Origin of the sequence: Pseudalkalibacillus hwajinpoensis, assembly GCF_039851965.1 — a bacterium.
Classification (GTDB): Bacteria; Bacillota; Bacilli; order Bacillales; family Guptibacillaceae; genus Guptibacillus; species Guptibacillus hwajinpoensis_E.
In genome coordinates this window covers 3,622,313-3,646,221 of the sequence record NZ_CP156674.1, presented here as the reverse complement: position 1 = coordinate 3,646,221, position 23,909 = coordinate 3,622,313, and the positions used below count along the sequence as shown (strand labels likewise).

The following is a 23,909-nucleotide window of genomic DNA, read 5'->3' as shown; positions in this document are numbered from 1 at the left end:
TAACGGGCCTTCAGACGCAAACGCTTATTTCGTTTCATGCTCGTATGCATCAATGATTCTCTGCACAAGCGGGTGTCGGACCACATCCGTTTGCTGAAGATAAATGAAGGATACATCCTTCACTCGTTTAAGAATTTTCTCAGCTGCGGCAAGACCTGACTCTTTTCCTCTTGGAAGGTCAATTTGGGTGATATCACCTGTGATCACCATTTTAGACCCGAATCCTAACCTCGTTAGAAACATTTTCATTTGCTGTGAAGTCGTATTTTGTGCTTCGTCCAGGATGACATAACTGTCATCAAGCGTTCTTCCTCTCATGTAAGCAAGTGGGGCAATTTCAATCGTGCCACGTTCAATTAAACGTGTTGTTTGCTCCACTCCGAGTACGTCATGAAGGGCATCATATAATGGACGTAAGTAAGGATCTACTTTTTCTTTTAAGTCGCCAGGTAAAAACCCTAAACTTTCTCCAGCTTCTACGGCTGGCCGTGTTAACACGATTTTCTTAACTTGATTGTATTTTAATGCCGTAACCGCCATAACGACAGCAAGATACGTTTTACCTGTTCCTGCTGGACCGATCCCAAATACTAAATCCCTCTTCTTCATAGCAGAGACATAGTGTCTCTGACCAAGTGTTTTAACCTTAATCGGTTTTCCCTTAGCATTCGTAGTGATCTCTTCCTGATAAAGCTCAAGAAGTTGATCAAGCATACCTTGCTGTACAAGCTGGCAGGCATACACGACGTCTCGGCCTGAAATACTTGCACCTCGCTTAATAAGTGAATGAAGCGTGTTTACAACGTCCTTCACCATGGAAATCGCTTCTTCATCGCCTCTAACTGATATGCCTTCGCCACGTGTAACAAGCGACACACCGAGAGCCTCTTCAATTATTTTTAAATGCTCGTCTCCAGGACCAAACAGAGTTTGAGCTTCATTTGAATTCTCTAACTGTAATGTAAGATCAACATAACGTTCTGCCAATAGACCTCAATCTCCTTGAATAATTGGAATGTCTTTCCCGATTTGCTCGATCACTTCAAAGTGAATCTTTACGTTTACTTTACCATTCTCTACCTCCTGGTGCAAAATCTTTTCCTTTTTAATTTCCGCTTCATCGGAGGTTTTGTTGGCAATATCTTCACGAGCGACAGTGCGGGCTACTTTGAGGGCCTCACTTTTAGTATATGTTCGGATCACTTCGGCAGTTTGAAGCATTTTATTTGTTTGAACTGAAAAAGGCAACTCCCATTTAAGGAATCTGAAATTTATTTCTCGTTCGAGTGTTTCATATTCCTTGAAATCAGGTGCACCGATGCCCCAGACAGGAATATGAAAACGAAATAACCCTATCGCATAGGTGGTTTTGGCTTCTCCAGTATTGGTTTTAAATTTTGATTCTAAAGGGATCGACACATTGGATACATACCATGTTTTCCCATAAACCTCTCCCCGAGCAGGAACGAGTTGACTTTTGTTCTCCTTTCCAATAAACCCAGAGATTAATAGCTGGCCAGGCTTTACATAGGCATTTTCCTCAACCTGAGCTTGACCTTCTTCCACATACATCTTCGTAACGATTGCTTTTTTATCCGCTACGATGTGCCTCGGACTAAGGGCTTTTTGTTTTTCCGGAAGCTGTTTTTGAACCACTTCAAAGTGATATGTTGTACCATTTCTCTTTACGCCAACCCACGTGATTTCAGTAAGACTTTCCGTAAGCGATTGTTGAAGCTCCTGATTTGATGGCAATTGAAAAATAAACTTTCCTTTCTTTAACCCAAGCTCGATGGCTGCCTGCTTCAGTTTGTGTTCAACTTCAGGAGTAGCCCCGTTCACAGAGATCGACCATACCATATTCGAAAGAATAAAAATAAGCAACAGGCAGCCAATCACACCGGCTAGAAAACCTCTTGAGTGGACGATCCTCCGCATAAGAAATGGAAAACCCCTCCTCTCATGTATTCGAATCTTGCACCTTGTCCGCTTTAAATGCGATCGAATTCGTTTCACATCATTTATATAGAGTGAAAGTAGTATCGTTTGGTTATCAATTCGCATAATGTCCCAGATCGGGATGTGGTATTCAATGCAACGATTGATAAACAGCTCTGTATAGGACCCAACCACTTTTATGCGAACGTATCCTGAAAAAAGTTCTCGAATATATTCCTTCATAGTGACCCCCTGTATAGTTAGCCCCTGGATTAGTAAGGCATTTGTATCAACTTTCAGGTCTATCAAGATAAGAAACGTGTTCAATCTTACCTTCTAGGAGGATTTCTTCGGGTAAAATCGTCTTAAGCATAAAATCTTTACCTCTTATCAGAAGCTGACCCTGTTTAAGCAACAAGCGAACTTCCTCATTGGAGAACATGAGGACTCCCTGATGGTTCTCTATGTATATATGAAGCTGTCCCACCATTGTTATACGCGGTAAGTCCATGACCGCATCTGCGGGAAGCTCTAATCTTCGAGTTAACCAATTTTTAAGATTGTGCTTCCACTTTGCCATGGATACTCCCCCTCTCATCTCATCTTTATGAAGCTTAACGAGAAACTATCACCTTTACATTTTATTGAAGAAAGAGATGACTGGATAATTCAACGCTCAAAATTAAACGTGATGGCTCTGTTAGTAAATGTATCCTCCCAATAAATATATTCCTTTCAGAAACAAAAAAAGACGCACAATGGCGTCTTCATGACTTTCTTTTCACTTGTAACGATGACATGGAGGGATGTGACTTCCTTGAGCGAGGTGGCCCAAGAATTTCAGCCCAGATGACTCCATTTCTTACGTTCTTTTTGCTCACCGAAATGCCTTTCGGATTCTTTTTCACATTTCGTGGTTTCTGTACTTTCAATTCATCATACTGTGATCGATCACGACCTGATATTCGCTCAAGAGCTTCCTGATATGAGCTAAGCGTATCAGATGTAAATTCATCTGCCGTTTCATGAACTTCCTCTACAGATCTAGATAGTGGTTCTCCAATTTTCTTTCCAGATTGACGACCAGTGGTTTGCTTCTTTTCATCCTTATTTCCCATCCGCTTAAAGAAGCTGAGGATTCCCCCTATCGCAATCACAATAAAAACAATATTGTTTAGGATCAGCTCCAGGATATTTTCCAATGCTGCCATCACCTCTACTTCATTTGATTAGTAAATCAGCGGTCATCCTCGTCTTCTTCCTGATCAGGTTTTCCGATCATATCACGCATATCAGTATCTGCCTCAATATTCTTAAGGTTCATGTAGTCCATAACACCGATATTACCTGAACGAAGTGCTTCAGCCATCGCCATCGGAACTTCAGCTTCAGCTTCCACAACTTTCGCACGCATTTCTTCTACGCGAGCGCGCATTTCTTGCTCCTGAGCAACAGCCATTGCACGACGTTCTTCCGCTTTCGCCTGTGCTATGTTCTTATCAGCCTCAGCCTGATCTGTTTGAAGTACAGCGCCAATGTTTTTACCGATATCAATGTCCGCAATATCAATAGAAAGAATTTCAAACGCCGTACCCGCATCAAGCCCTTTTGAAAGGACAGTTTGTGAAATCATATCTGGATTTTCCAGAACCTTTTTATGGTTTTGAGAAGAACCAATTGTACTAACAATCCCTTCACCTACACGGGCAATAACAGTATCTTCACCCGCACCCCCTACTAGACGATCAATGTTTGCTCGAACTGTAATTCTTGCCTTTGCTTTTACTTCAATCCCGTCCATCGCAACACCGGCAATAAATGGCGTTTCAATTACTTTAGGGTTTACACTCATTTGTACCGCATCAAGCACGTCACGACCCGCAAGATCAATCGCAGCACAGCGCTCGAAGCTCAGTTCGATATTCGCACGGTGCGCCGCAATTAGGGCGTTAACAACCCGGTCAACGTTACCACCAGCAAGGTAGTGGCTTTCTAGCTGATTTGTATTTAATTCAAGGCCTGCTTTAACAGCTTTAATTAAAGGATTGATGACGCGTGATGGAATAACACGACGTAGGCGCATTCCCACAAGATTGAAAATACTTACTCTAACTCCTGCTGCAAGTGCAGAAATCCACAGCATAACAGGTACGAATGTGAATAAAATCGCGAGACCAATAATTACCAGTCCAACAATAACGAGTAATCCAAGTGTTCCAGTATCCATAATATTCCTCCTATTAGTTCATGTAATTAACGTGTTCGAACCACGATTCTCGAACCGTTCGTTTTAACTATTTTCACTTCAGTTCCAGCAGGTAAGTACCCACCTTCTGTTACAACATCAAGACGCTCGTCTCCGAAATCAGCGATTCCAGATGGGCGAAGTGGCGTGACTGTTTTTCCTTCAAGTCCAACCAATTGATCGCGAGTTGCATTTGAAACATATCCCTGATCAGTTTTAGTAGAATCTGAAAGAATAATTTTCTTGAACACACCTCGATATCCAAAGATCCTGATAAATAAATACGAACCCCCAACCGTTACAGCAACTGCAATCAGGACCGCAAATAGAGCGAATTGAATCGTTTGTCCGGATGCAAGGACTATACTTGCCACTATGCCAACAGCCCCCAGTACTCCAAAAATACCGAATCCGGGTATAAAGATTTCTACAACAATTAAGACTATTCCTGCGATAAGCAAAAATAAGGATTCCCATCCAGCAAAACCGGCAATCATATGACCGAAGAAAAAGAGTACCAACGCACTTGCTCCCATAAATCCTGGAATGCCAAACCCCGGTGAATACAATTCAAGAACCAAACCAAGACTTCCAATTGATAACAGGATTGGAATAATGATTGGATTTGTCACAAACCGGGCAATTTTTTCGGCCAGGCTAACCTCCGCATCGGTTACTTCTGCATCCTCAAGATTTAGAAACTTCAAAAGTTCAGTGCGATCATCGGCAGTTCCTTCTGCGTATCCCACCTCAACTGCTTCCTGATCATTAAGCGTTAACAATTCACCTTCAGGAGCATTATAATCGGGAAGATCAACATCAGGGTCTGCCATAGCAAGAGCATATTTCGGATCCCGGTCATTTAATTCGGCCGCTGACTTCATTGCAGCATGCCAGAAAGATTCGGCTTTCTTACCTGCCGCATTTCCTGACTGGTCAATGATCGCAGCAGATCCCATTAATGCTCCCGGCTCCATGATAATTTGATCTGCATTCAAGGCGATATAGGCACCTGCTGATAGAGCTCGATCAGATACATAGGCGGTTATCGGTATGTCTGATCCCTTAATAATCGTTGCAATATTATCTGCCGCATTAACTGCCCCACCAGGCGTATCAATTTCCAACACAATATGGTCAGCACCTTGATCTGTTGCATCCTGAATGGACCTCTTTAAAAAGGCTTCCAGCCCTCGCTCTACTTCTTGCTCAATGGGGATGATGGATACTAACTTACCTTCCCCTTCACCTGAAGCAGTTTTTCCTAGAAGCGGAAGAACAACCATTACCATCAAACATATGGACACGAAAAGTCTGATTGTATATCTTCTGATTAGGGATCCCTCCTTCCAGCTTCCTCTTAATACGAATGAAATTAGGAACAAGTTTCACTTTATGTATCTGTTTCTTTTTAGTATGACAAACTAGTGACTAAAATACTAGTTTGAAATGATTTATTGCGGAAAAACGAAAAAACACGTCCTGTTAAAACAGGACGTGTTTGCGCTTGATCATATTTATCCCACGCTTTAGATCCGCTATAACCTGTCAATTAAGACGTGACGTCAGGTTATCCTAATCTAAAGGTTCGAATGGTTCAACTAATCAGTGGAGAATCATACCACACTAATAGAAGTTGCACTTTATGATAAGTTCTTTTGTACAATTCGATTAACAAGTCCGCCATCTGCTTTGCCTTTGACACGAGGCATTAGCGCACCCATTACCTTACCCATATCTTTCTTCGAAGAAGCACCTGTTTCAGCTATGACTTCCTGAACAATTTGCTCCACTTCTTCTTCAGAGAGTTGTTTTGGCAGGTAGACAGATAAAATCGACAGCTCTGCATCGAGATTCTGCACAAGATCACTTCGACCAGCTTTTTCAAATTCAAGGAGGGAGTCTTTACGTTGCTTGACTTCGCGAGTGAGAACGGTAAGTTCTTCCTCTTCAGTTAGCTCATGACCCATCTTAATGGATTCATTTTGAAGAGAAGATTTCACCATCCGAATAACAGATAGTTTGTTTTTTTCTTTGTTCTTCATCGCTACTTTCATATCTGCTGTTAAACGGTCATTTAGACTCACTGACCTAACACCCTCTCTTAGAACTTACGCTTTTTCCTTGCTGCCTCAGATTTCTTTTTACGCTTTACACTTGGCTTTTCATAGTGCTTCCGCTTCTTAACTTCAGCCATAGTGCCTTCTTTAGAAACCGTTCTCTTGAAGCGACGCAGAGCATCATCGATCGACTCGTTCTTACGCACGCGAGTTTCCGCCATCTCTATCCCTCCCTCCAAAACATAGACAATCATAACACATGACTTTCTAACAAAGACATGTCACCTGCAATTATAATACATCACGTCCCTTTTATCAACATCTCTTTCGCTAATTTTATTCCACAATAAAAAATAAGCATGCTCTTCTATTCTTGTCCATAAACTTTCTTTGGAAGGGAGATGTCTTAGCTAATGAATCCTCACATAGCCTCATTCATCGTATTTATTAGTATTTTCTTATTTGGTATGACTATCCTGCGCGTTGGCTTAAAATCTTTATCCAGTCGCAAGATGCAGCATCTCCTTTACACCGCTTCATCTACACCTCTTCGTGGGCTCCTAACAGGTATGATTGTGACCGCCCTGTTACAAAGTAGTTCTGCCGTAATGGTCATCACCATTGGGTTAATCGCCGCAAAGGCACTGACGTTCAGACAATCGATTGGTATCATTCTTGGAACAAATATTGGAACTACTATAACAGCAGAATTGATGACGCTCAATCCAGATCAATTCACACTTCCACTTCTAATCACAGGATTTGTATTACTTCAACTAAAACGTCCAATCTTATTTAGTTCAGGAACTGTCCTCTTTGGACTTGGATGCATATTCGTTGCCATGCATGGGCTTGAAGCGATGGCGGTACCCCTTTCCAGTCTCTCTCTTTTTGATCATATCATTACTGAAACAAATTCCAGCCTGGTATACGGCATTGGAGTAGGAACATTACTTACAGCGCTAATCCAATCAAGCACCGCCACAACTGGTATTACGATGGGTTTTATCAATCAGGATCTTCTTTCCCTTCCATCAGCGATCGCCATTCTTTACGGTTCAAATATTGGAACGTGTGTGACGGCCCTTATCGCAAGTATCGGAAGCTCAAAAGACGCGAAACTCGCAGCTTATGCGCACGTATGGATTAACTTGATAGGAGTATTGTTATTCTTCCCATTTATCGAAAGTTTCGGGAACCTTGTGGCGTACGTTACCTCACTACCCGATGTGCAGCTTGCACACGTTTCAATTCTCTTTAATGTATTTTCATCCCTGTTGTTTCTACCCTTTACCGGGTTCCTTGCAAGGATTTTAGAAAAATTACATAAAGGAAGTGCTCCAATATGAAAAACAACCGCTCCAATTAGAAGCGGTTGTTTCGTTATTTTAATAGTCAGTATCAGCTGTTTGGCCTTGAACAATTTTCACTCCTGCACTTGCGCCAATACGCGTTGCACCTGCATCAATCATAGCCTGTGATCCTTCAAGATCACGAACGCCACCTGAAGCTTTTACACCGATATCAGGACCGACAGTTTCTCTCATTAATTTAATATCCTCCACCGTAGCGCCACCAGTTGAGAAGCCAGTCGATGTTTTAACGAAGTCAGCTCCAGCTTTAACTGAGAGCTCACATGCGCGCTTTTTCTCTTCATCTGTAAGAAGGCATGTTTCGATAATAACTTTAACTAGCGCACGACCTTTTGCAGCATTAACGACAGCTTTGATGTCTTCTTCTACAAGTGTGTCGTTTTTGTCTTTAAGCGCGCCTATGTTAATGACCATATCAACTTCTGTAGCGCCTTTTTGAATTGCATCATTTGTTTCGAAAGCTTTAGTTTCAGTTGTTACAGCCCCAAGTGGGAAACCGATAACTGTACAAACTTTTGCTTCAGCACCTTTAAGCATGTCCGCTGCCAGGGAAACCCATGTTGGATTAATGCAAACCGAAGCAAAATTGAATTCTCTTGCTTCTTCACAAAGCTTTTCAATTTGTTCACGACTTGTATCGGGTTTTAGAGCTGTATGATCAATCAAGTTTGCCAATTTCTTGTTCATTTTATTCATCCCTTCAATACTGTATAAACATTCTTCATAACGTGGCATTTCAATTAAAATGATGCAACTGCAGCAGTTGGTTCATCTTCATTCATTACGCGGACAAATTGTCCCTCATTATAAGGGTATCCAGATTTGGTGATTTTTGTCTTCACAATTTTTCCAATCATCTCTTCTGAAGTCTCAAAAATGACTTTCATATAATTTGCAGTATATCCTACATACAGATTCGAGTCTGGAGCGTCCTTGAATTTTTCTTCAGGAATCACTTCTAGAACTTCTCCTTCATAGTGAGAGGCGTACTCTTTTGCTAGTTGATTAGAAAGTTCAATGAGATGATGAACGCGCTTATTCTTAACCTCATCGTCTACCTGATCTTCCATTCGAGCAGCCGGTGTGCCTGTGCGTTTTGAGAACGGGAAGACATGTAACTCAGAGAACTTATGGCTTGCTATGAAGTCGTACGTCTCCTGAAACTCTTCATCCGTTTCACCAGGAAAACCGACAATCACATCTGATGTAATGGCCAGGCCAGGAAGTGCCTCTTTCAGACGATCGAGACGTTCACCAAACATCTCCATTGTATATTTTCTCCTCATACGCTTCAGTACAGTATTTGAACCTGATTGAAGAGGAATGTGGAGGTGCGGCACAACTCTTTCGGATTGATTTAATACTTCAATTACTTCATCGGTCACCTGGCTAGCTTCAATAGACGAGATACGAATACGCTTAAGGCCGTTCACTTTTGCATCAAGATCACGAAGAAGCTGAGCAAAATTGTAATCCTTTAAATCTTCCCCGTATCCTGCTGTATGAATACCAGTTAACACAATTTCCTTATAGCCTGCATCGACAAGCTGCTGGGCCTGAGTAATAACCGCTTCCGGTTCGCGTGATCTCAAGAGTCCTCTAGCCCATGGGATAATACAGAACGTACAAAAGTTATTGCATCCTTCTTGAATCTTGAGGGACGCTCTCGTCCGATCAGTAAAAGCAGGGACTTCTAACTCCTCGTATACACGAGCTTTCATGATATTTCCTACCCCGTTAACCGGTTCTCTCTCACGCTTATATTGTTCGATGTAATCAAGCATTTTCACGCGATCCTGCGTGCCAACAACAACATCTACTCCCGGAATTGCCATAATCTCTGCAGGAGAAGTCTGGGCATAACACCCTGTCACACAGATAACAGCATCAGGGTTTTTTCTAATAGCACGTCGAATTACCTGTCTGCTTTTCTTATCACCAGTATTAGTAACTGTACATGTGTTAATGACATATACATCAGATGCATGATCGAATTCAACGCGTTCGTAATCATGATTTTTAAACAACTGCCATATCGCTTCCGTTTCATAATGATTCACTTTACAACCTAATGTATGGAAAGCAACTGAAGGCATATAATCACCCCATTAATTCAAAATGATACGAGATCACTGCGAGGACATACATCGCAGCCGTCTCAGTTCGCAAGATTCTAGGGCCCAAACCGCAGGACGAAAAACCAGCTTCTTTCAAGCGATTTACTTCATTCTCTGACAGTCCCCCCTCGGGTCCGAATACAATCATGAAGCGTTCATTCACGTTTGCCTCGTGAAGCGTTTGAACGAGCCTAGCAGATTCTCCTGCTTTCGCCTCTTCTTCAAAAGCAATTAATTTATGGTCATAGTACTTTCCCAGTTCAATAAGTGTTGAAATCGTGTAGGGTTCATAAATGTCAGGAATCGTTGTTCGATGGGATTGCTCAGCTGCTTCTTTTGCAATTTTCCTTAACCTGAGCACTTTTTTACTACTTTTTTGATCATCCCATTTTACAACAGATCGCTCAGCTTTAAAAGGTATAAACTGATCAGCACCAAGTTCGGTCCCTTTTTGAACAACGGTTTCGAGCTTGTCGCCCTTTGGCATACCCTGCACGATTGTGACATGTACCGGTAATTTCTTCTTCTCTTCAAGCCACTCGATTGGGACTGCATTGATAAAATCGGGCTCAACCTCTTCAATTCGACAGATCGCTGATCTACCATCATCCGAACAGCAAATAATATGATCGCCAGGAGTCATTCTCATTACCTTGTAAATATGCTTTACATCTTCACCATCAATCTTAATCTGGTTTTCACTCATATTCGATTCCGGAATAAAGTATCGTTGCATATTCTTATCTCCTTATTTGCTGGGCTTTCTAGCGATAAATGCAACCCAATCTTCCATTTGTAGCGTTTCTTCAATTTCCAGACCCTGCTCCATAATGGATTGCTTAACCTCCTGCTTTTTAGCAGTGATAATACCCGATGTGATAAAAGCACCGCCGGGCTTAAGCACTCTTGCAACATCGTCAGTAAAGCTCATGATAATTTCAGAAAGGAGATTTGCGACGATTACATCGTACGTTTCGTCTACATGATCAAGAAGATTGTTTTGGCGCACATCAATTTTATCATGAACTTTATTCAGCTTGGTATTTAACGCAGCGCTTTTCACCGCGACTTCATCTAAATCAAGTGCATCCACTGAATCAGCTCCAAGGCTTGCTGCAGCAATACTCAACACACCTGAACCTGTTCCAACATCAATAACGCGCTGACCTGGTTTGATGATTTTTTCAAGCGCCTGCACACATAAGACAGTTGTTGGATGTGTCCCTGTTCCAAAAGCCATTCCAGGATCAAGCTCAATAATAATTTCATCTGTTGATACCGGCGTATACTCTTCCCATGTAGGTGTAATCGTAATGCGCTCTGAAATTTTCACAGGTTTGTAGTACTTCTTCCAAGCAGTTGCCCATTCTTCTTCATTCACTTCACTTATTTGGACAGTATTATGGCCTAAATCAATGTCATAGACGAGTAGTCCATTAATTGCTTCTTTAATTTGTTCAACCGTTTCACCAAGAAAACTATTGACTGGCATATAGGCTTTAAGAATAACGCCTTCCTTAGGGTAGTCATCTGGATTCAGCTGATAAACCTCTCCGAAAGTAGTATCCCAAACTTTCACAAGATCCATAGGGTCTTCAATAACTACCCCACTGGCACCCGCTTCATGCAGGATATTTGATACCGCTTCAATCGCTTCGTTAGTTGTATGAATGCTAATTTCAGACCATTTCATTCATTGCCCACTCCTCTTTGAATCCTTTTTTCTCGGAAAGGAAACAGGCAGGCCTGTAATCCAGGCCTGCATTCTGTTACCAGCTTTCACCTTTATTATTCCCCTTTAAACGCCTTTTTCACTTTTGAGAAAAAGTTTTCATGCTGCTCATCAGGTATCTGTCCGGATATTTCGCTAAATTCACGAAGAAGATCTTTTTGACGATCAGTTAAATGCTTCGGTGTGATCACTTGAATTTTAACATGCTGATCTCCCTGACCGTATCCTCTCACGTTCTGAATTCCTTTTCCTTTTAATCGGAAATTGGTTCCACTTTGTGTTCCCGCAGGAACTTTAAGCTTTACTTTTCCATGTAGAGTAGGCACTTCAATCTCGTCTCCCAGTCCTGCTTGAGAAAAAGTGATTGGCATCTGACACAATACATCATCACCATTGCGTTCATAGAAATCATGTGATTTCACATAAACGACTACAAATAGATCTCCCGGAGGGCCACCATTAACTCCTGCTTCACCTTTACCTGAAATACGAATCTGTTGACCTTCGTCAATTCCAGCAGGGATCTTAACATGAATTTTCTTTTTCACTTCAACTTTACCTTTTCCACGGCATGTTTTACACTTGTCTTTAATTAATTTACCTGTACCTTCGCAATGGTGGCAAACACGTCGATTAACGACACGGCCAAATGGCGTGTTTTGCTCTACATTAAGCTGTCCAGCTCCACCACAATGGTGGCACGTCTCAGGTGAAGTTCCTGGCTTTGCGCCTGAACCGTCACATGTCGAACACTCCTCTTCTTTTGGAATAAAGATGTCCGTTTCTTTACCAAAGGCAGCTTCTTCAAATGTTAATTCCATAGAATATTGAAGGTCTGCACCCTGTCTCGGAGCGTTAGGGTTTCGTCGCCCACCTCCACCAAAGAACATATCAAAAATGTCACCAAAGCCACCGAAGTCAGCTCCACCACCGCCAAAGCCCTGGTTCGGATCTGCATGACCAAATTGATCATATTGAGCTTTCTTCTGAGAATCGCTAAGAACTTCATAAGCTTCTGTAACTTCTTTAAACTTCTCATCAGCCCCCGGTTCCTGATTTATATCCGGGTGGTATTGTTTGGCAAGCTTCCGGTAAGCCTTCTTCATTTCGGCTTCAGAAGCATCCCGGCTAACGCCTAACACTTCATAATAATCTCTTTTACTCATCGTATCCACTCCCGATTCTCTTCACATAACGTTTATCATATCATTGAGTTAATACGCTCTGCAATACTATACTAACTACCTAGCACCAGTGAACGTTGAATATTGTACATTCAAAAGCTTTCCCACCGTACCTATACCTATCACAGTGGAAGAAAAAGCTATTTCTTAAGGTCATTAATTTAGAGTGAGCCCTAAAGTATGAAAAAAGTCAAAGCCAAGATGCGCCTGACTTTGACTTTTTTCTGTATCATGTTCTTACTTTTTGTCGTTTTCGTTTACTTCTTCATACTCTGCATCAACTACATTGTCATCAGCCTGACCTTCAGCATCGCCTTCTTCGCCTTGCTGTGCAGCTTGAGCTTGTGCAGCCTGTTCATATACTTTCATAGAAAGGGCTTGAACAACTTCTTGAAGTTCATCTTTCGCTGTGCGAATTTCTTCGATGTCGTCTTTTTCAAGAGCTGCTTTCACCTTATCTTTAGCTTCATTAGCTTTCGTAACTTCTTCTTCCTCTACCTTACCTTCAAGGTCTTTTAGAGTTTTCTCAGTTGTGAATACTAGCTGATCAGCTTCGTTACGAGTTTCAACTTCTTCACGACGCTTCTTGTCTTCTTCAGCATTCGCTTCAGCGTCTTTTACCATGTTTTCAATCTCATCATCGGAAAGACCGCTGGAAGATTTAATTGTAATGGACTGCTCTTTGTTAGTACCAAGATCCTTCGCACGAACATTCACGATACCGTTTTTATCGATATCAAATGATACTTCGATTTGCGGAGTTCCTCGTGGAGCTGGAGGAATATCAGTTAACTGGAAGCGACCAAGAGTCTTGTTGTACTGAGCCATTTCACGCTCACCCTGAAGGACGTGAATGTCCACTGAAGGCTGGTTGTCAGCCGCAGTTGAGAATGTCTGTGACTTACTTGTTGGGATCGTTGTGTTACGCTCGATGAGTTTTGTAAATACGCCCCCCATTGTTTCAATTCCAAGAGACAGTGGAGTTACGTCAAGAAGAACAACGTCTTTCACATCACCAGCAATAACACCAGCTTGAATTGCCGCACCAAGAGCAACAACTTCATCAGGGTTTACGCCTTTGTGTGGATCATGTCCAGTTTCTTTCTTGATTGCATCCTGTACTGCAGGGATACGAGTTGAACCACCCACAAGAATAACCTTATCAAGTTCAGATGGTGACATGCCAGCATCTTTAAGAGCCTGACGAGTAGGTCCCATTGTGCGTTCTACAAGATTTGCAGACAGCTCTTCAAATTTAGCACGAGTCAGGTTAAGCTCAAGGTGTTTAGGTCCTGAAGCATCTGCTGTGATAAATGGAAGAGAGATTTGAGTTTGTGCTACTCCTGAAAGATCTTTCTTTGCTTTTTCAGCAGCGTCTTTCAAACGTTGAAGCGCCATTTTATCCTGACCAAGATCAACGCCAGTATCTTTCTTAAATTCAGCAACAAGGTGATCGATGATTACCTGGTCAAAATCGTCACCGCCAAGACGGTTGTCGCCAGCAGTAGACTTAACTTCAAATACGCCCCCACCAAGCTCTAGGATGGATACGTCGAACGTACCGCCACCAAGGTCAAATACAAGAATTGTTTGATCTTCATCTTCTTTATCAAGGCCGTAAGCAAGCGCTGCAGCTGTTGGTTCATTAACAATACGCTCTACTTCAAGACCTGCGATTTTACCAGCGTCTTTTGTAGCCTGACGCTCTGCATCATTAAAGTAAGCAGGAACCGTAATAACAGCTTTCTCAACACCTTCACCTAGATAATCTTCTGCATAAGATTTAAGCTTTTGAAGAATAATTGCTGAGATTTCCTGTGGAGAGAAGGTTTTGCCTTCAACATCCACTTTGTGGTCTGTACCCATATGACGCTTGATGGATTGAATTGTGTTAGGGTTCGTTATTGCCTGACGCTTCGCAACCTCACCTACTAGACGTTCTTCATCTTTAAATGCAACAACAGATGGCGTTGTACGGCTACCTTCCGGGTTAGGAATAACTGTTGCTTCGCCGCCTTCCATAACTGCGATACAAGAGTTTGTTGTACCAAGGTCAATACCAATAATTTTACTCATTACATTCTACCTCCTATTTCTTAATATGTAGTTATGAGCTCACTTTCACCATTGCAGGACGAAGGACACGATCGTTTAACCGATATCCCTTTTGCAAGACTTCAACCACCACATCTGAATCATGCTCATCTGATTCAACTTGCATAACAGCCTGATGAAGATGCGGATTAAACGCTTCTCCTACAGTGCCAATTTCCTCAATACCTTCATTCGCTAGTGCTTCTTTTAACTGGCGATAAACCATTTCCATCCCAGTAAGCAATGATGTTACCTGTTCATTGTCACTTTGTACAGCCAGAGCTCGTTCAAAGTTATCGATAGCTGGCAGTAGTTCTTCAGCAAGCTTCTGGGAACGATATTTTGCGTCAGCACTACGTTCTTCGCGTGTTCTGCGGCGGAAGTTGTCGTATTCTGCCTGTGTACGCATATATTTATTCTCAAGCTCTTCTACTTGCTTCTGCAAGCTGTCAAGCTCTTCATTTTCATTGGTTTCAGATACTTCAATCACTTCAGGTTCTTCATTCTCTTCAGCATTTTGCTCAAGATTCTCTTCCTCTTCAGTTAGAAGTTCTTCTCCCTCTTGATGACTGTTTTGTTTTTCCATGAGTTTCACCTCCCTATCGAAATATACCAAATTGTTCTCTCATAGAAAAGGATGGAAGAAATAATTTCTCCCACCTTCTTCACTATTACCAAATTACCAGTGTTTGAAACTTTGATATCGATCAGTTAGCGTTTTTGTCAAATCACTTGCCAGAAAATCAAGTATGCTCATCGATCGATGATATTCCATTCTAGTCGGGCCAAGCAGAGCGATTGATCCCATCCGCTTGCCTTCTATGAAATAGTCTGCGGTAACGATACTGCAATTTTGCATCGCTTCAAGATCATTTTCCTGACCAATCTTCACTTCAATTCCTTTCTTCTGTGGCCGAAGCACATTATACATGACATCGTCCTGTTCGAAAGTATTAAGTAATAGCCTCACCTTATCAATATCTTTAAATTCAGGCTGAGTCAGAATATTTGTCTTACCGCCATAGTACACCTTTTCTGCGTTGGTATAGAGAAAAAGATTTTCAAGCATTGTATTAACCTGATTGTAATTCTCAATATGCTTCTTCAGTACAGTCGCCATTTCTTTCATCATAGTCGACTTCAAGGAAATCAAGGGAACATCCTTCAAGCGCTCATTCATGATGTTAACAACTTTTTCAATATCAGACATGCTAACCGAAGGCGGAATTTTCATTGTGCGATTTTCAACATGGCCGCTATCGGCTACTAAAATCACAACAGCCGTATCCTTGGAAAGAGGAATAATCTGTACCTGACGAAGCTTTGTTTCAAATACTTCAGGACCAAGAATAATCGAGGTATATTGTGTTAGCTCAGAAAGGATCCCGGCAGACTGTTGAATCACCTTTTCTACCTCTACCATTCGCTCTGCAAAAAGCGATTGAATGTTATTAACATCGTTTTTTGAGAGAATGGGTGGAGATAGCAAATGATCAACATAAAACCTATAGCCTTTTTCAGATGGAACACGCCCCGATGAACTGTGCGTTTTTTCGATATAACCCATTTCCTCAAGATCCGCAAGTTCGTTACGAATCGTCGCAGAGCTAAAGGTCACATCTTCTCGCTTCGAAATCGTGCGTGAACCAACCGGCTCAGCAGTTTGGATATAGTCGTTAATAAGTAACTGTAAAATGAATAGTTGACGTTCTGTTAACATCCCCTCATCACCTCTGTTAGCACTCTCAATGATTGAGTGCTAAATCTAATAATAAGGTAACAGAAAATTATTTTAGTTGTCAATCATTACGTTACTGTAAAGTTGAACTCACTCCTCATTGATGAAAATTCATTTACACTGCAAGGAATTCCTGAAACACTTCATTTCCGAGGAAGAATCCCTCCTCCGATAAAGCGATGTGAGAACCAGTATCTCTTAATAGCCCTGTATTAATCAGCTTGTTTAGCTGTTCACCAAAAACAGCTTCTACTGGCTGCCCAAACTTCCGTTCAAATGTTTCTTTTGAAATGCCCTCTCTCATGCGGAGCCCCATAAACATCTCTTCTTCCATTCTTTCGTCTTTTGTTAACACATTCTCTTCCATGTAGGGAAAACCAGTCTCATCAATGCGGTTCATATATTGTTTCAGTGGTCCTGAATTGGCTCTTCTAACGCCTTCAATATAGCTGTGTGCGCCTGCACCGATTCCATAGTACTCATTGTTTTTCCAATAAGTTATGTTGTGCTTGCTCTCATATCCCACTTTTGCAAAATTACTAATTTCATACTGCTTTAACCCTTCTGCTTCTAAACGTCTCATAAGAAGAGCATACATGTCGGCTTCTGCATCCTCCGTAGGAAGCGGCAGTTGCCCTTTCTTCCACTGATTATAGAAAACCGTTTTTCTCTCTACTTGGAGTGAATAAGAAGACACGTGGGTAATTCCTAAGCTGAGGGCTTTAGTAATCGATTCATCAAATTGATCAACAGTTTGTTCCGGGAGTCCAAACATCAAATCAAGCGAAAGATTTTTAAAATCAGCGGCTTGAGCCATCTGAACGATTTCTCTTATTTCTGCCACACTGTGCCCTCTTCCAAGTCTTGTTAATAAAGAATCCTGGAACGCCTGAGCCCCAATGCTTAATCTGTTAACTCCATTTGCTTTCATAATTCGAAGCTTCTCAGGGGTAACACTTCCTGGATTTGCTTCCATTGAAAATTCGATCTTATCGGAGATGTATGGTCCAAATTGATGTTGGACATCTTTTAAGAATCGTTCAAGCTGTTCTTCGCTTAGTGCAGTTGGGGTCCCACCACCAACAAAAATAGTGTCGATTCCATTAGTAGGGAAACGCTCCAGCGTATGCTTCATTTCTGTATTCATATGTTCTAAATAATCATCAACAGGCTGCCCCTGCATAAATACTTTATTAAAATCACAATAGTGACAAATATAGTCACAGAATGGGATGTGCAAATAAACAGCGTTTGCCATTTCGATCACTGCTTTCTAACATAATGTAAAGACCGCAGAAGCGCTCTGCGGTCTTTTTAACCTGAGGAACCAGGCCTTAACTATTTTTCGTATTATCCTGACGAAGCACGGCCATAAATGCTTCCTGTGGAACTTCTACTTTACCGACGGTTTTCATTCGTTTTTTACCTTCTTTTTGCTTTTCAAGAAGTTTACGTTTACGAGAGATATCTCCACCATAACATTTAGCAAGGACGTTTTTCCTCATTGCTTTAATGGTCGAACGAGCAACAATCTTTTGTCCGATGGATGCTTGAATTGGCACCTCAAATTGCTGTCTCGGGATTAGTTCTTTCAACGTCTCTGTAATGTCTTTTCCGCGGTCATAAGCAAAGTCTCTGTGTACGATAATTGAAAGAGCATCAATTTTCTCAGCGTTAAGCAGGATATCCATCTTAACTAAGTTCGATGCGCGATAGCCGATTAGTTCATAGTCAAATGACGCATAGCCTTTTGTGCTCGATTTTAAGTGATCAAAGAAATCATACACGATTTCAGAAAGTGGAATGTGATAAACAATATTCACACGACTTTCATCCATATATTGCATGTCGATGAAATCGCCACGCTTACCCTGGCAGAGTTCCATGATTGCCCCAACATAGTCGTTAGGTGCCATGATGGTCGCTTTGACATAAGGTTCTTGAACTTCTGTAATGGATTGAGCATCTGGCATCATCGCAGGATTATCGATAATCACTTCTTCTCCATCAGTTAGCTTAACCTGATAAATAACACTAGGAGCGGTCGTAATCAAATCAATGTTAAATTCTCTTTCAATTCGTTCTTGAACAATTTCCATATGAAGCAAGCCAAGGAAGCCACATCGGAAACCGAATCCAAGAGCCTGTGACGTTTCTGCTTCATACTGGAGAGATGAATCATTTAGCTCAAGGCGTTCAAGTGCCTCGCGGAGGTCATTATACTGAGCAGAGTCAACAGGATAAAGGCCGCAATATACCATCGGGTTCATGCGACGATAACCCGGAAGCGGATTTGTTGCAGGGTTCTTCACTGAAGTAATCGTATCCCCAACACGGGAATCCCCTACATTCTTAATTGCAGCAGTCAGGAAACCAACGTCCCCTACTGATAGCTCTTTCTTTGCCTCGGGCTTTGGATTAAACACGCCAAGTTCGTTAACTTCAAATTCTTTGCCGGTTGCCATCATTCGAATTTTGTCGCCAACTTTAACAGACCCTTCGGTAATTCGAATGTAAGCAACAACCCCTCTATATGGATCATAAAGGGAGTCAAAGATGAGGGCCTGTAAAGGTCCTTCTGGATCTCCTTGTGGAGCAGGAACTTTTTCAACAATCTGCTCGAGGATTTCTTCAATACCTATGCCAGACTTAGCTGAAGCAAGTACTGCTTCAGAAGCATCGAGTCCGATCACATCTTCTACTTCCTGACGAACGCGTTCTGGCTCAGCACTCGGCAAATCAATTTTGTTAATTACAGGTAGAATTTCTAAATCATTATCAAGAGCAAGATATACGTTTGCGAGCGTTTGCGCTTCGATTCCCTGTGCAGCATCTACAATGAGTAATGCACCCTCACAGGCCGCGAGACTTCTTGATACTTCATAAGAGAAGTCGACGTGTCCAGGTGTATCGATTAAATGAAAAATGTACTCTTCTCCATCTTTCGCTGTATAAGTAAGCTGAACAGAGTTCAGTTTAATCGTAATGCCACGTTCACGTTCAAGATCCATCGCATCTAGCGTCTGGTCTTTCATTTCACGGTCAGTTAACGCGCCTGTCCGTTCTAGAATACGGTCCGCAAGAGTCGATTTCCCATGGTCAATATGAGCAATGATGGAAAAATTTCGAATCCTGGACTGTCTATTTAACTTTTCTTCAAGGTTCATCTACAATCACTCCTAAGGCGAAACTACGCTATTATAGATTATAGCAATACCGCTGTCCAGATTCAATCAGCAATCCGCCTAACTATTGATCGCAATAAAGGAAATGCCCTTATACGTAAGCCTGAAGCTCGGTTCACATCAAAAAAACGCCATACAAAAAGGCCGCTAAATGCGACCGATTATGATTGAAAAAGAGATAGAAATGCTGTAATGATCGTTAATACAAAAGATAGAACAGCCTGAATGAAAGATGACAGCCATCGACTTAACGCAGCTCCAAGATCGCCCAGGACGTTAAATTCATTCGCATTTTCGAGCGTATCTTGCTTATGTTTAAGGTCTTCTCGAGTAAGAGAAGTTCCGAGAATTTCAGCCTCAACTCCAGTTGAAGCACTTTTCAATTGGAACGCTCCAGCTTCTTCTCGACCCTGCATATGATTCATATTTTTCGACGCCTGTTCCATTCCTAAAAGCACACCAAACAGAAGCAATGAAACAAGGAGAAAGCATTTCAGAAAAAAGGATGCCATTACTCCCAACCCCTTTCTCGGACCTGTCCTACTTCTTATCATTATGCGTTTATAACTTTTTCTATGTCTTAATGTGTGTACATCCCGCTATTTTGCTGATCAACTTCTCCATGAAGCGCACTGTTCAAACCCCCAGAAATGACATTTGCCATATCCTCTATAAAAACATCAACTTCTTTTGGTGTAACCATTAAATTATGCCCCATTGGTGCGAGCACCTCTCGGATTAAGTTCCGCTTCTCGCTATCTTCAAGCGTCCCAACCATACCAAGAAATGTCTGCCTTTTTGCTTCATCAGGAAGATCTTCTTCTGTGTATGTTTTTCTTTCACCAAATGTCATCCCTGCCGGGGCCAATGATTTTGAAGGTTTCCCCTTTTCGTTAAGCTCTCTGCCAAAATGCTTTAGAATAAAATCGATCGTATCGCTCGCAATAGAAACCGCATCGACTACTGTTGGAATTCCGATGGCGATAACTGGAATCCCAAGCGTTTGAAAGCTGAGTTCTTTTCGCTTGTTTCCAACCCCTGATCCTGGATGTATACCAGTATTTGAAATTTGAATAGTTGTATTTACACGTTCGATCGACCTTGAAGCAAGTGCATCAATCGCTAGAACGAAATCTGGTTTAGCTTTTTCAATCACACCGTGAATAATATCGCTCGTTTCGATGCCTGTAATACCCATTACACCGGGTGTAATGGCACTAACCGGTCGGAAGCCCTCTGACACTGTCTCAGGTTGCAGCTCAAATAAGTGGTTCGTAATAAGCAAATTAGAGACAACCAGCGGACCAAGTGAGTCAGGTGTTACATTCCAGTTCCCTAAACCAACAATGAGACAACTTGCCTCTTTCGTGATACCCTGTTGATCTAGAAATGCTGCAAACTCATGCGCAAAGACATCTTGAACGGTTTGCTGAAGCGCAGAATCTTTCCTCCTGATTCCCTGCGCCTCAAACGTTAAATAATGCCCTGCTTTCTTCCCAATTTCTTTCTCACCCTGTTCTGTAACCTCGACCGTCGTAATGGTGACACCCTTCTCATCTCTTTCTTTTACAATTACGCCTTGAAGTTGATTTGGCTGTTCAGATTTTATTTCTTTCGCTTTCTTTTCCTTAACCATTTCCTGCGCTTCAACTGCAAGATCTGTTCGCACCTGATACTTTTCTAAATCAAGCTCCATAAGATCACCTCGTCTTCCATCTGTTACCTGTTAGGGTAACCTCGAAATGAGCTTTTCATTCTCTATTGCATTTAATTGGTCTATTTGATAGAATGTTTCTTGTTCTATGCACGGATATGACATGGAATTGTTAAGCCTTGCAAGGAGGTGAAAGGTATGCCAAATATTAAATCTGCGGTTAAACGCGTTAAAACTTCATCAGATCGTCGCGCAAACAACCTAGCATTCAAATCTGAAATGCGTTCAGCAATCAAGACTTTTGAAGCTAAAGTTGAAGCTAAAGACGTAGAAGCTGCTAAAACAGCTCTTAGTCAAGCTTCTAAGCGTATTGACAAAGCTGCTGACAAAGGAATTATCCATAAAAACACAGTAGCACGTAAAAAATCCCGTCTTACTAAAATGTACAACGAGATTTCTGCGTAATTTACAAACGTTAAAAGCTGTTGGGGCAACCCAACAGCTTTTTTATGTGTTTTTAATTTTTGTTAATAATAGTTCAAGAATAAGCTTTTTATTCATCTTACCTGTTTTCATTTCATAATCTGACTCTGCAATTTGATCCAGAATGAAGAGAAGTTTTTCTTCCTCGAAGCTTTTGCTTTGCTGCTGAGCAATTTTCACAGCATAAGGATGAAGCTTAAGAGTTGATGCCATTTGTTTCTGCCCATAACCCCGTTTTGCAAGTTCACTCACCTGGTAGATAATCCTGAACTGTCTCCCAATCAGTGAAAGAATTTTAATGGGCTCCTCATTTATTTTCAGAAGATCATACAGGATACGGAAAGCTCGATTGAGATCCTTCTTCACAACTCGATCGATCAGTGCAAATATGTCGTTTTCAAGCGTTCTTGCCACAAGAAGATCAACAACTTCCTCATTGACAACACCGCCCTCTCCAACATAGAGCGCCATTTTATCAATTTCCTGCTGAAGAAGTAGCAAATGACTCCCCGTTAGCTGAACCAACCGCTCTTCTCCTGCTTGATCAAGCGTTACGTTAAGCTCCTTTGCACGCTGCTGGAGCCAATCTCCTAGATGACTTTCCTTGAGAGCCTCAACTTTCACGAAAGCACCAGAATTCTTTATGGTCTTAACCAATTTTTTACGCTCATCTAATTTCTCATAAGGCGCTTCAATAATGAGAATGGTAAAGGGGGAAGGATTCCCTGCATACCGCTGAAGGGAATCAAGATCATGTTCTACTTTGCTTTTGTCTTTAGCTGCTGTTAAGAAAAGAGGGTTTTTCAGGATAATCACTCGCTTTTCACCGAGAAAGGGCATTGTTTCGGCATCTTCAACAGCTACTTGAACAGGGGTTTCATTTAAATCATAGTAAGCAAGACCGAACTCCCTCTCCTCTTCTGGAAGAGCTTTTTCAATAATCATTTTCTGAAGCTCATCAATGAGAAAGGCTTCCGTGCCTATCAATAGATAAACCGGATCAAGCCTGTCCTGTTTAATTTTCTTTTTTAAGTCAGAAATGGACATGTATGTACACCTCGATTTTATTCGTCCATTCCTATCCTAATAGGAGACCGCGTTATTGGCAAGCAGAAAAGGGAAGCCGGCTGTAAGAACCAGCCTCCCATTTATAGTAAACGCTGATGAATGGGGCCTAGGACTTCCACCCAGCAACGATGTTCGGTGTGTAGTAGATAGGATATCCTATGCAAAGATAAAGTATCGGTGACAACTCTTTACAGGAAAGGGAGCGAATGATAAATTTTAAAATGTAAAAAGCGCTTCCATAGCTTATAGAGACATCGCACATAAAACATGTTACAATATGGTTTGAAGAGCACCGTTACAGGAAACCCCTACATAAAGACTACATCAGTGGTCATCCGTGAATACTAATGGGGAAGCAGGAGGGAAAGCCAAATGAACGAGTTTGAAAAGGATGTTCAGATGAAGTCCAATGATGCTGTTCAATCAGCAGTTGGATTCGTTGTACCATTTTTATTCTTTTCCATCATTTTCTTCACAGCTGTTATCATTAAAGCAATTGGCTAAATAGACTGCCTCACGCAGTCTATTTTCTATTTAACATCACTTTCCAACATGATCATCTAAATAACGATTTTGGTCTGTTCTTAGCACCTTAATACCAAGCTCATTCAGTCTATTGGTTACTTCAGGATCTGGATGCCCGTAGCGATTATTTACTCCAGCTGAAATGATGGCTAGAGATGGTGATGTTTCCTTTAAAAAGGCTACAGAACTAGATGATTGACTGCCATGATGCCAACTTTCAAAATATCGACCTTACGTAAAAGATCACTGAAAATAAGCCCTTTCTCTCCTGCTTCTTCCAAATCCCCTGTGAAAAGCCACTGAAATCCACCGAGATTTGCCCGAATCACAATGCTCCCATTATTCTCTTCCTCATCTTCAATCGCCTGGATAATTGAAAAGGAGGCATTACCTTCCTGCCATGACTGACCATTTAATGCCCGAGTTACTTTTGTTCCTTCAGCCCTGGCCAGTCGAATTAGATTTGTCTCTATATCCGATTGCTCAGGACTCCTGTCAATCAGCATCCTTTTG

General features: G+C 41.6%; 25 protein-coding genes. 3 read left to right on the top strand and 22 right to left on the bottom strand.

All coding sequences use genetic code 11. The annotated features are described in order from the left end of the window. Positions 1–24: 24 nt before the first annotated feature. The 8 genes from ABFG93_RS18785 to rpsU form a co-directional block, all read right to left on the bottom strand. On the bottom strand, positions 25–987 hold the full coding sequence (locus ABFG93_RS18785) for a PhoH family protein (RefSeq protein WP_347549546.1): 963 nt from the start codon (positions 985–987) through the stop codon (positions 25–27). 6 nt (positions 988–993) lie between these two features. After that, positions 994–2,181, bottom strand: coding sequence for a sporulation protein YqfD (gene yqfD, locus ABFG93_RS18780; RefSeq protein WP_347549545.1), 1,188 nt, complete (start codon positions 2,179–2,181; stop codon positions 994–996). A 46-nt stretch (positions 2,182–2,227) separates the two neighbouring features. Beyond that, complete coding sequence (gene yqfC / locus ABFG93_RS18775; RefSeq protein ID WP_347549544.1) at positions 2,228–2,518, bottom strand: sporulation protein YqfC; 291 nt, start codon at positions 2,516–2,518, stop codon at positions 2,228–2,230. A 187-nt stretch (positions 2,519–2,705) separates the two neighbouring features. Further along, positions 2,706–3,149 (bottom strand): hypothetical protein, encoded by a 444-nt coding sequence (locus tag ABFG93_RS18770; protein WP_347549543.1) that lies wholly within the window; start codon positions 3,147–3,149, stop codon positions 2,706–2,708. 26 nt (positions 3,150–3,175) lie between these two features. Further along, the gene (gene floA, locus ABFG93_RS18765) at positions 3,176–4,165 is read right to left on the bottom strand and encodes a flotillin-like protein FloA (RefSeq protein WP_347549542.1); all 990 of its coding nucleotides are present in this window, start codon (positions 4,163–4,165) and stop codon (positions 3,176–3,178) included. Positions 4,166–4,191: 26 nt separating this feature from the next. After that, positions 4,192–5,475 (bottom strand): NfeD family protein, encoded by a 1,284-nt coding sequence (locus ABFG93_RS18760; RefSeq protein WP_347552891.1) that lies wholly within the window; start codon positions 5,473–5,475, stop codon positions 4,192–4,194. Positions 5,476–5,826: 351 nt separating this feature from the next. Next, positions 5,827–6,270, bottom strand: coding sequence for a GatB/YqeY domain-containing protein (locus ABFG93_RS18755; protein ID WP_347549541.1), 444 nt, complete (start codon positions 6,268–6,270; stop codon positions 5,827–5,829). Positions 6,271–6,287: 17 nt separating this feature from the next. Further along, a complete protein-coding gene (rpsU, locus tag ABFG93_RS18750) occupies positions 6,288–6,464 on the bottom strand; it encodes a 30S ribosomal protein S21 (RefSeq protein ID WP_048312787.1) in 177 nt (58 codons plus the stop codon). Between the two features lie 192 nt (positions 6,465–6,656). Here rpsU and ABFG93_RS18745 point away from each other — a divergent pair, with 192 nt between their 5' ends. Next, entirely contained in the window at positions 6,657–7,592 is a 936-nt protein-coding gene (locus tag ABFG93_RS18745) for a Na/Pi symporter (protein ID WP_347549540.1), read from the top strand. 39 nt (positions 7,593–7,631) lie between these two features. Here the strand turns inward: ABFG93_RS18745 and deoC are convergent, their stop codons facing one another. The 12 genes from deoC to gpr form a co-directional block, all read right to left on the bottom strand. Further along, a complete protein-coding gene (deoC, locus tag ABFG93_RS18740; RefSeq protein WP_347549539.1) occupies positions 7,632–8,303 on the bottom strand; it encodes a deoxyribose-phosphate aldolase in 672 nt (223 codons plus the stop codon). Positions 8,304–8,356: 53 nt separating this feature from the next. Beyond that, positions 8,357–9,712: a tRNA (N(6)-L-threonylcarbamoyladenosine(37)-C(2))-methylthiotransferase MtaB gene (gene mtaB / locus ABFG93_RS18735; RefSeq protein WP_347549538.1), complete on the bottom strand. Its 1,356-nt coding sequence runs from the start codon at positions 9,710–9,712 to the stop codon at positions 8,357–8,359. A 4-nt stretch (positions 9,713–9,716) separates the two neighbouring features. Beyond that, on the bottom strand, positions 9,717–10,469 hold the full coding sequence (locus tag ABFG93_RS18730) for a 16S rRNA (uracil(1498)-N(3))-methyltransferase (RefSeq protein ID WP_347549537.1): 753 nt from the start codon (positions 10,467–10,469) through the stop codon (positions 9,717–9,719). A gap of 12 nt (positions 10,470–10,481) precedes the next feature. After that, positions 10,482–11,426, bottom strand: coding sequence for a 50S ribosomal protein L11 methyltransferase (prmA, locus tag ABFG93_RS18725; protein ID WP_347549536.1), 945 nt, complete (start codon positions 11,424–11,426; stop codon positions 10,482–10,484). 95 nt (positions 11,427–11,521) lie between these two features. Further along, positions 11,522–12,631, bottom strand: a complete 1,110-nt coding sequence (dnaJ, locus tag ABFG93_RS18720) for a molecular chaperone DnaJ (RefSeq protein ID WP_347549535.1) — start codon at positions 12,629–12,631, stop codon at positions 11,522–11,524. A gap of 255 nt (positions 12,632–12,886) precedes the next feature. Then, positions 12,887–14,725, bottom strand: coding sequence for a molecular chaperone DnaK (dnaK, locus tag ABFG93_RS18715; protein WP_347549534.1), 1,839 nt, complete (start codon positions 14,723–14,725; stop codon positions 12,887–12,889). Between the two features lie 31 nt (positions 14,726–14,756). After that, entirely contained in the window at positions 14,757–15,329 is a 573-nt protein-coding gene (gene grpE, locus ABFG93_RS18710) for a nucleotide exchange factor GrpE (RefSeq protein ID WP_347549533.1), read from the bottom strand. 93 nt (positions 15,330–15,422) lie between these two features. Continuing rightward, positions 15,423–16,463, bottom strand: a complete 1,041-nt coding sequence (hrcA, locus tag ABFG93_RS18705) for a heat-inducible transcriptional repressor HrcA (RefSeq protein WP_347549532.1) — start codon at positions 16,461–16,463, stop codon at positions 15,423–15,425. A 133-nt stretch (positions 16,464–16,596) separates the two neighbouring features. After that, on the bottom strand, positions 16,597–17,739 hold the full coding sequence (gene hemW, locus ABFG93_RS18700; protein WP_347549531.1) for a radical SAM family heme chaperone HemW: 1,143 nt from the start codon (positions 17,737–17,739) through the stop codon (positions 16,597–16,599). A 76-nt stretch (positions 17,740–17,815) separates the two neighbouring features. Then, positions 17,816–19,648 (bottom strand): translation elongation factor 4, encoded by a 1,833-nt coding sequence (lepA, locus tag ABFG93_RS18695; protein WP_347549530.1) that lies wholly within the window; start codon positions 19,646–19,648, stop codon positions 17,816–17,818. A gap of 179 nt (positions 19,649–19,827) precedes the next feature. After that, positions 19,828–20,178 (bottom strand): DUF3679 domain-containing protein, encoded by a 351-nt coding sequence (locus tag ABFG93_RS18690; protein WP_347549529.1) that lies wholly within the window; start codon positions 20,176–20,178, stop codon positions 19,828–19,830. A 68-nt stretch (positions 20,179–20,246) separates the two neighbouring features. After that, positions 20,247–21,362, bottom strand: coding sequence for a GPR endopeptidase (gene gpr / locus ABFG93_RS18685; protein ID WP_347549528.1), 1,116 nt, complete (start codon positions 21,360–21,362; stop codon positions 20,247–20,249). A 156-nt stretch (positions 21,363–21,518) separates the two neighbouring features. Here gpr and rpsT point away from each other — a divergent pair, with 156 nt between their 5' ends. Beyond that, positions 21,519–21,785, top strand: coding sequence for a 30S ribosomal protein S20 (gene rpsT, locus ABFG93_RS18680; RefSeq protein ID WP_347549527.1), 267 nt, complete (start codon positions 21,519–21,521; stop codon positions 21,783–21,785). Positions 21,786–21,827: 42 nt separating this feature from the next. Here rpsT and holA read toward each other — a convergent pair whose 3' ends face one another. Beyond that, on the bottom strand, positions 21,828–22,850 hold the full coding sequence (gene holA / locus ABFG93_RS18675) for a DNA polymerase III subunit delta (RefSeq protein WP_347549526.1): 1,023 nt from the start codon (positions 22,848–22,850) through the stop codon (positions 21,828–21,830). Between the two features lie 393 nt (positions 22,851–23,243). Here holA and ABFG93_RS18670 point away from each other — a divergent pair, with 393 nt between their 5' ends. Then, positions 23,244–23,375, top strand: a complete 132-nt coding sequence (locus tag ABFG93_RS18670) for a YqzM family protein (protein WP_048312757.1) — start codon at positions 23,244–23,246, stop codon at positions 23,373–23,375. Positions 23,376–23,575: 200 nt separating this feature from the next. Here ABFG93_RS18670 and ABFG93_RS18665 read toward each other — a convergent pair whose 3' ends face one another. Beyond that, positions 23,576–23,902, bottom strand: a complete 327-nt coding sequence (locus ABFG93_RS18665; RefSeq protein WP_347549525.1) for a hypothetical protein — start codon at positions 23,900–23,902, stop codon at positions 23,576–23,578. Positions 23,903–23,909: the final 7 nt, after the last annotated feature.

Bases quoted from the DNA above. Each gene is read 5' to 3' on its own strand.
- floA (WP_347549542.1), bottom strand. From the start codon at position 4,165: ATGGATACTGGAACACTTGGATTACTCGTTATTGTTGGACTGGTAATT.
- rpsT (WP_347549527.1), top strand. From the start codon at position 21,519: ATGCCAAATATTAAATCTGCGGTTAAACGCGTTAAAACTTCATCAGAT.
- ABFG93_RS18690 (WP_347549529.1), bottom strand. From the start codon at position 20,178: ATGGCATCCTTTTTTCTGAAATGCTTTCTCCTTGTTTCATTGCTTCTG.
- hrcA (WP_347549532.1), bottom strand. From the start codon at position 16,463: ATGTTAACAGAACGTCAACTATTCATTTTACAGTTACTTATTAACGAC.
- gpr (WP_347549528.1), bottom strand. From the start codon at position 21,362: ATGGAGCTTGATTTAGAAAAGTATCAGGTGCGAACAGATCTTGCAGTT.
- ABFG93_RS18670 (WP_048312757.1), top strand. From the start codon at position 23,244: ATGAACGAGTTTGAAAAGGATGTTCAGATGAAGTCCAATGATGCTGTT.
- lepA (WP_347549530.1), bottom strand. From the start codon at position 19,648: ATGAACCTTGAAGAAAAGTTAAATAGACAGTCCAGGATTCGAAATTTT.
- ABFG93_RS18745 (WP_347549540.1), top strand. From the start codon at position 6,657: ATGAATCCTCACATAGCCTCATTCATCGTATTTATTAGTATTTTCTTA.
- ABFG93_RS18730 (WP_347549537.1), bottom strand. From the start codon at position 10,469: ATGCAACGATACTTTATTCCGGAATCGAATATGAGTGAAAACCAGATT.
- dnaJ (WP_347549535.1), bottom strand. From the start codon at position 12,631: ATGAGTAAAAGAGATTATTATGAAGTGTTAGGCGTTAGCCGGGATGCT.
- rpsU (WP_048312787.1), bottom strand. From the start codon at position 6,464: ATGGCGGAAACTCGCGTGCGTAAGAACGAGTCGATCGATGATGCTCTG.
- grpE (WP_347549533.1), bottom strand. From the start codon at position 15,329: ATGGAAAAACAAAACAGTCATCAAGAGGGAGAAGAACTTCTAACTGAA.
- yqfC (WP_347549544.1), bottom strand. From the start codon at position 2,518: ATGGCAAAGTGGAAGCACAATCTTAAAAATTGGTTAACTCGAAGATTA.
- dnaK (WP_347549534.1), bottom strand. From the start codon at position 14,725: ATGAGTAAAATTATTGGTATTGACCTTGGTACAACAAACTCTTGTATC.
- prmA (WP_347549536.1), bottom strand. From the start codon at position 11,426: ATGAAATGGTCTGAAATTAGCATTCATACAACTAACGAAGCGATTGAA.
- ABFG93_RS18770 (WP_347549543.1), bottom strand. From the start codon at position 3,149: ATGGCAGCATTGGAAAATATCCTGGAGCTGATCCTAAACAATATTGTT.
- ABFG93_RS18665 (WP_347549525.1), bottom strand. From the start codon at position 23,902: ATGCTGATTGACAGGAGTCCTGAGCAATCGGATATAGAGACAAATCTA.
- yqfD (WP_347549545.1), bottom strand. From the start codon at position 2,181: ATGAAGGAATATATTCGAGAACTTTTTTCAGGATACGTTCGCATAAAA.
- holA (WP_347549526.1), bottom strand. From the start codon at position 22,850: ATGTCCATTTCTGACTTAAAAAAGAAAATTAAACAGGACAGGCTTGAT.
- deoC (WP_347549539.1), bottom strand. From the start codon at position 8,303: ATGAACAAGAAATTGGCAAACTTGATTGATCATACAGCTCTAAAACCC.
- hemW (WP_347549531.1), bottom strand. From the start codon at position 17,739: ATGGCAAACGCTGTTTATTTGCACATCCCATTCTGTGACTATATTTGT.
- mtaB (WP_347549538.1), bottom strand. From the start codon at position 9,712: ATGCCTTCAGTTGCTTTCCATACATTAGGTTGTAAAGTGAATCATTAT.
- ABFG93_RS18760 (WP_347552891.1), bottom strand. From the start codon at position 5,475: ATGGTAATGGTTGTTCTTCCGCTTCTAGGAAAAACTGCTTCAGGTGAA.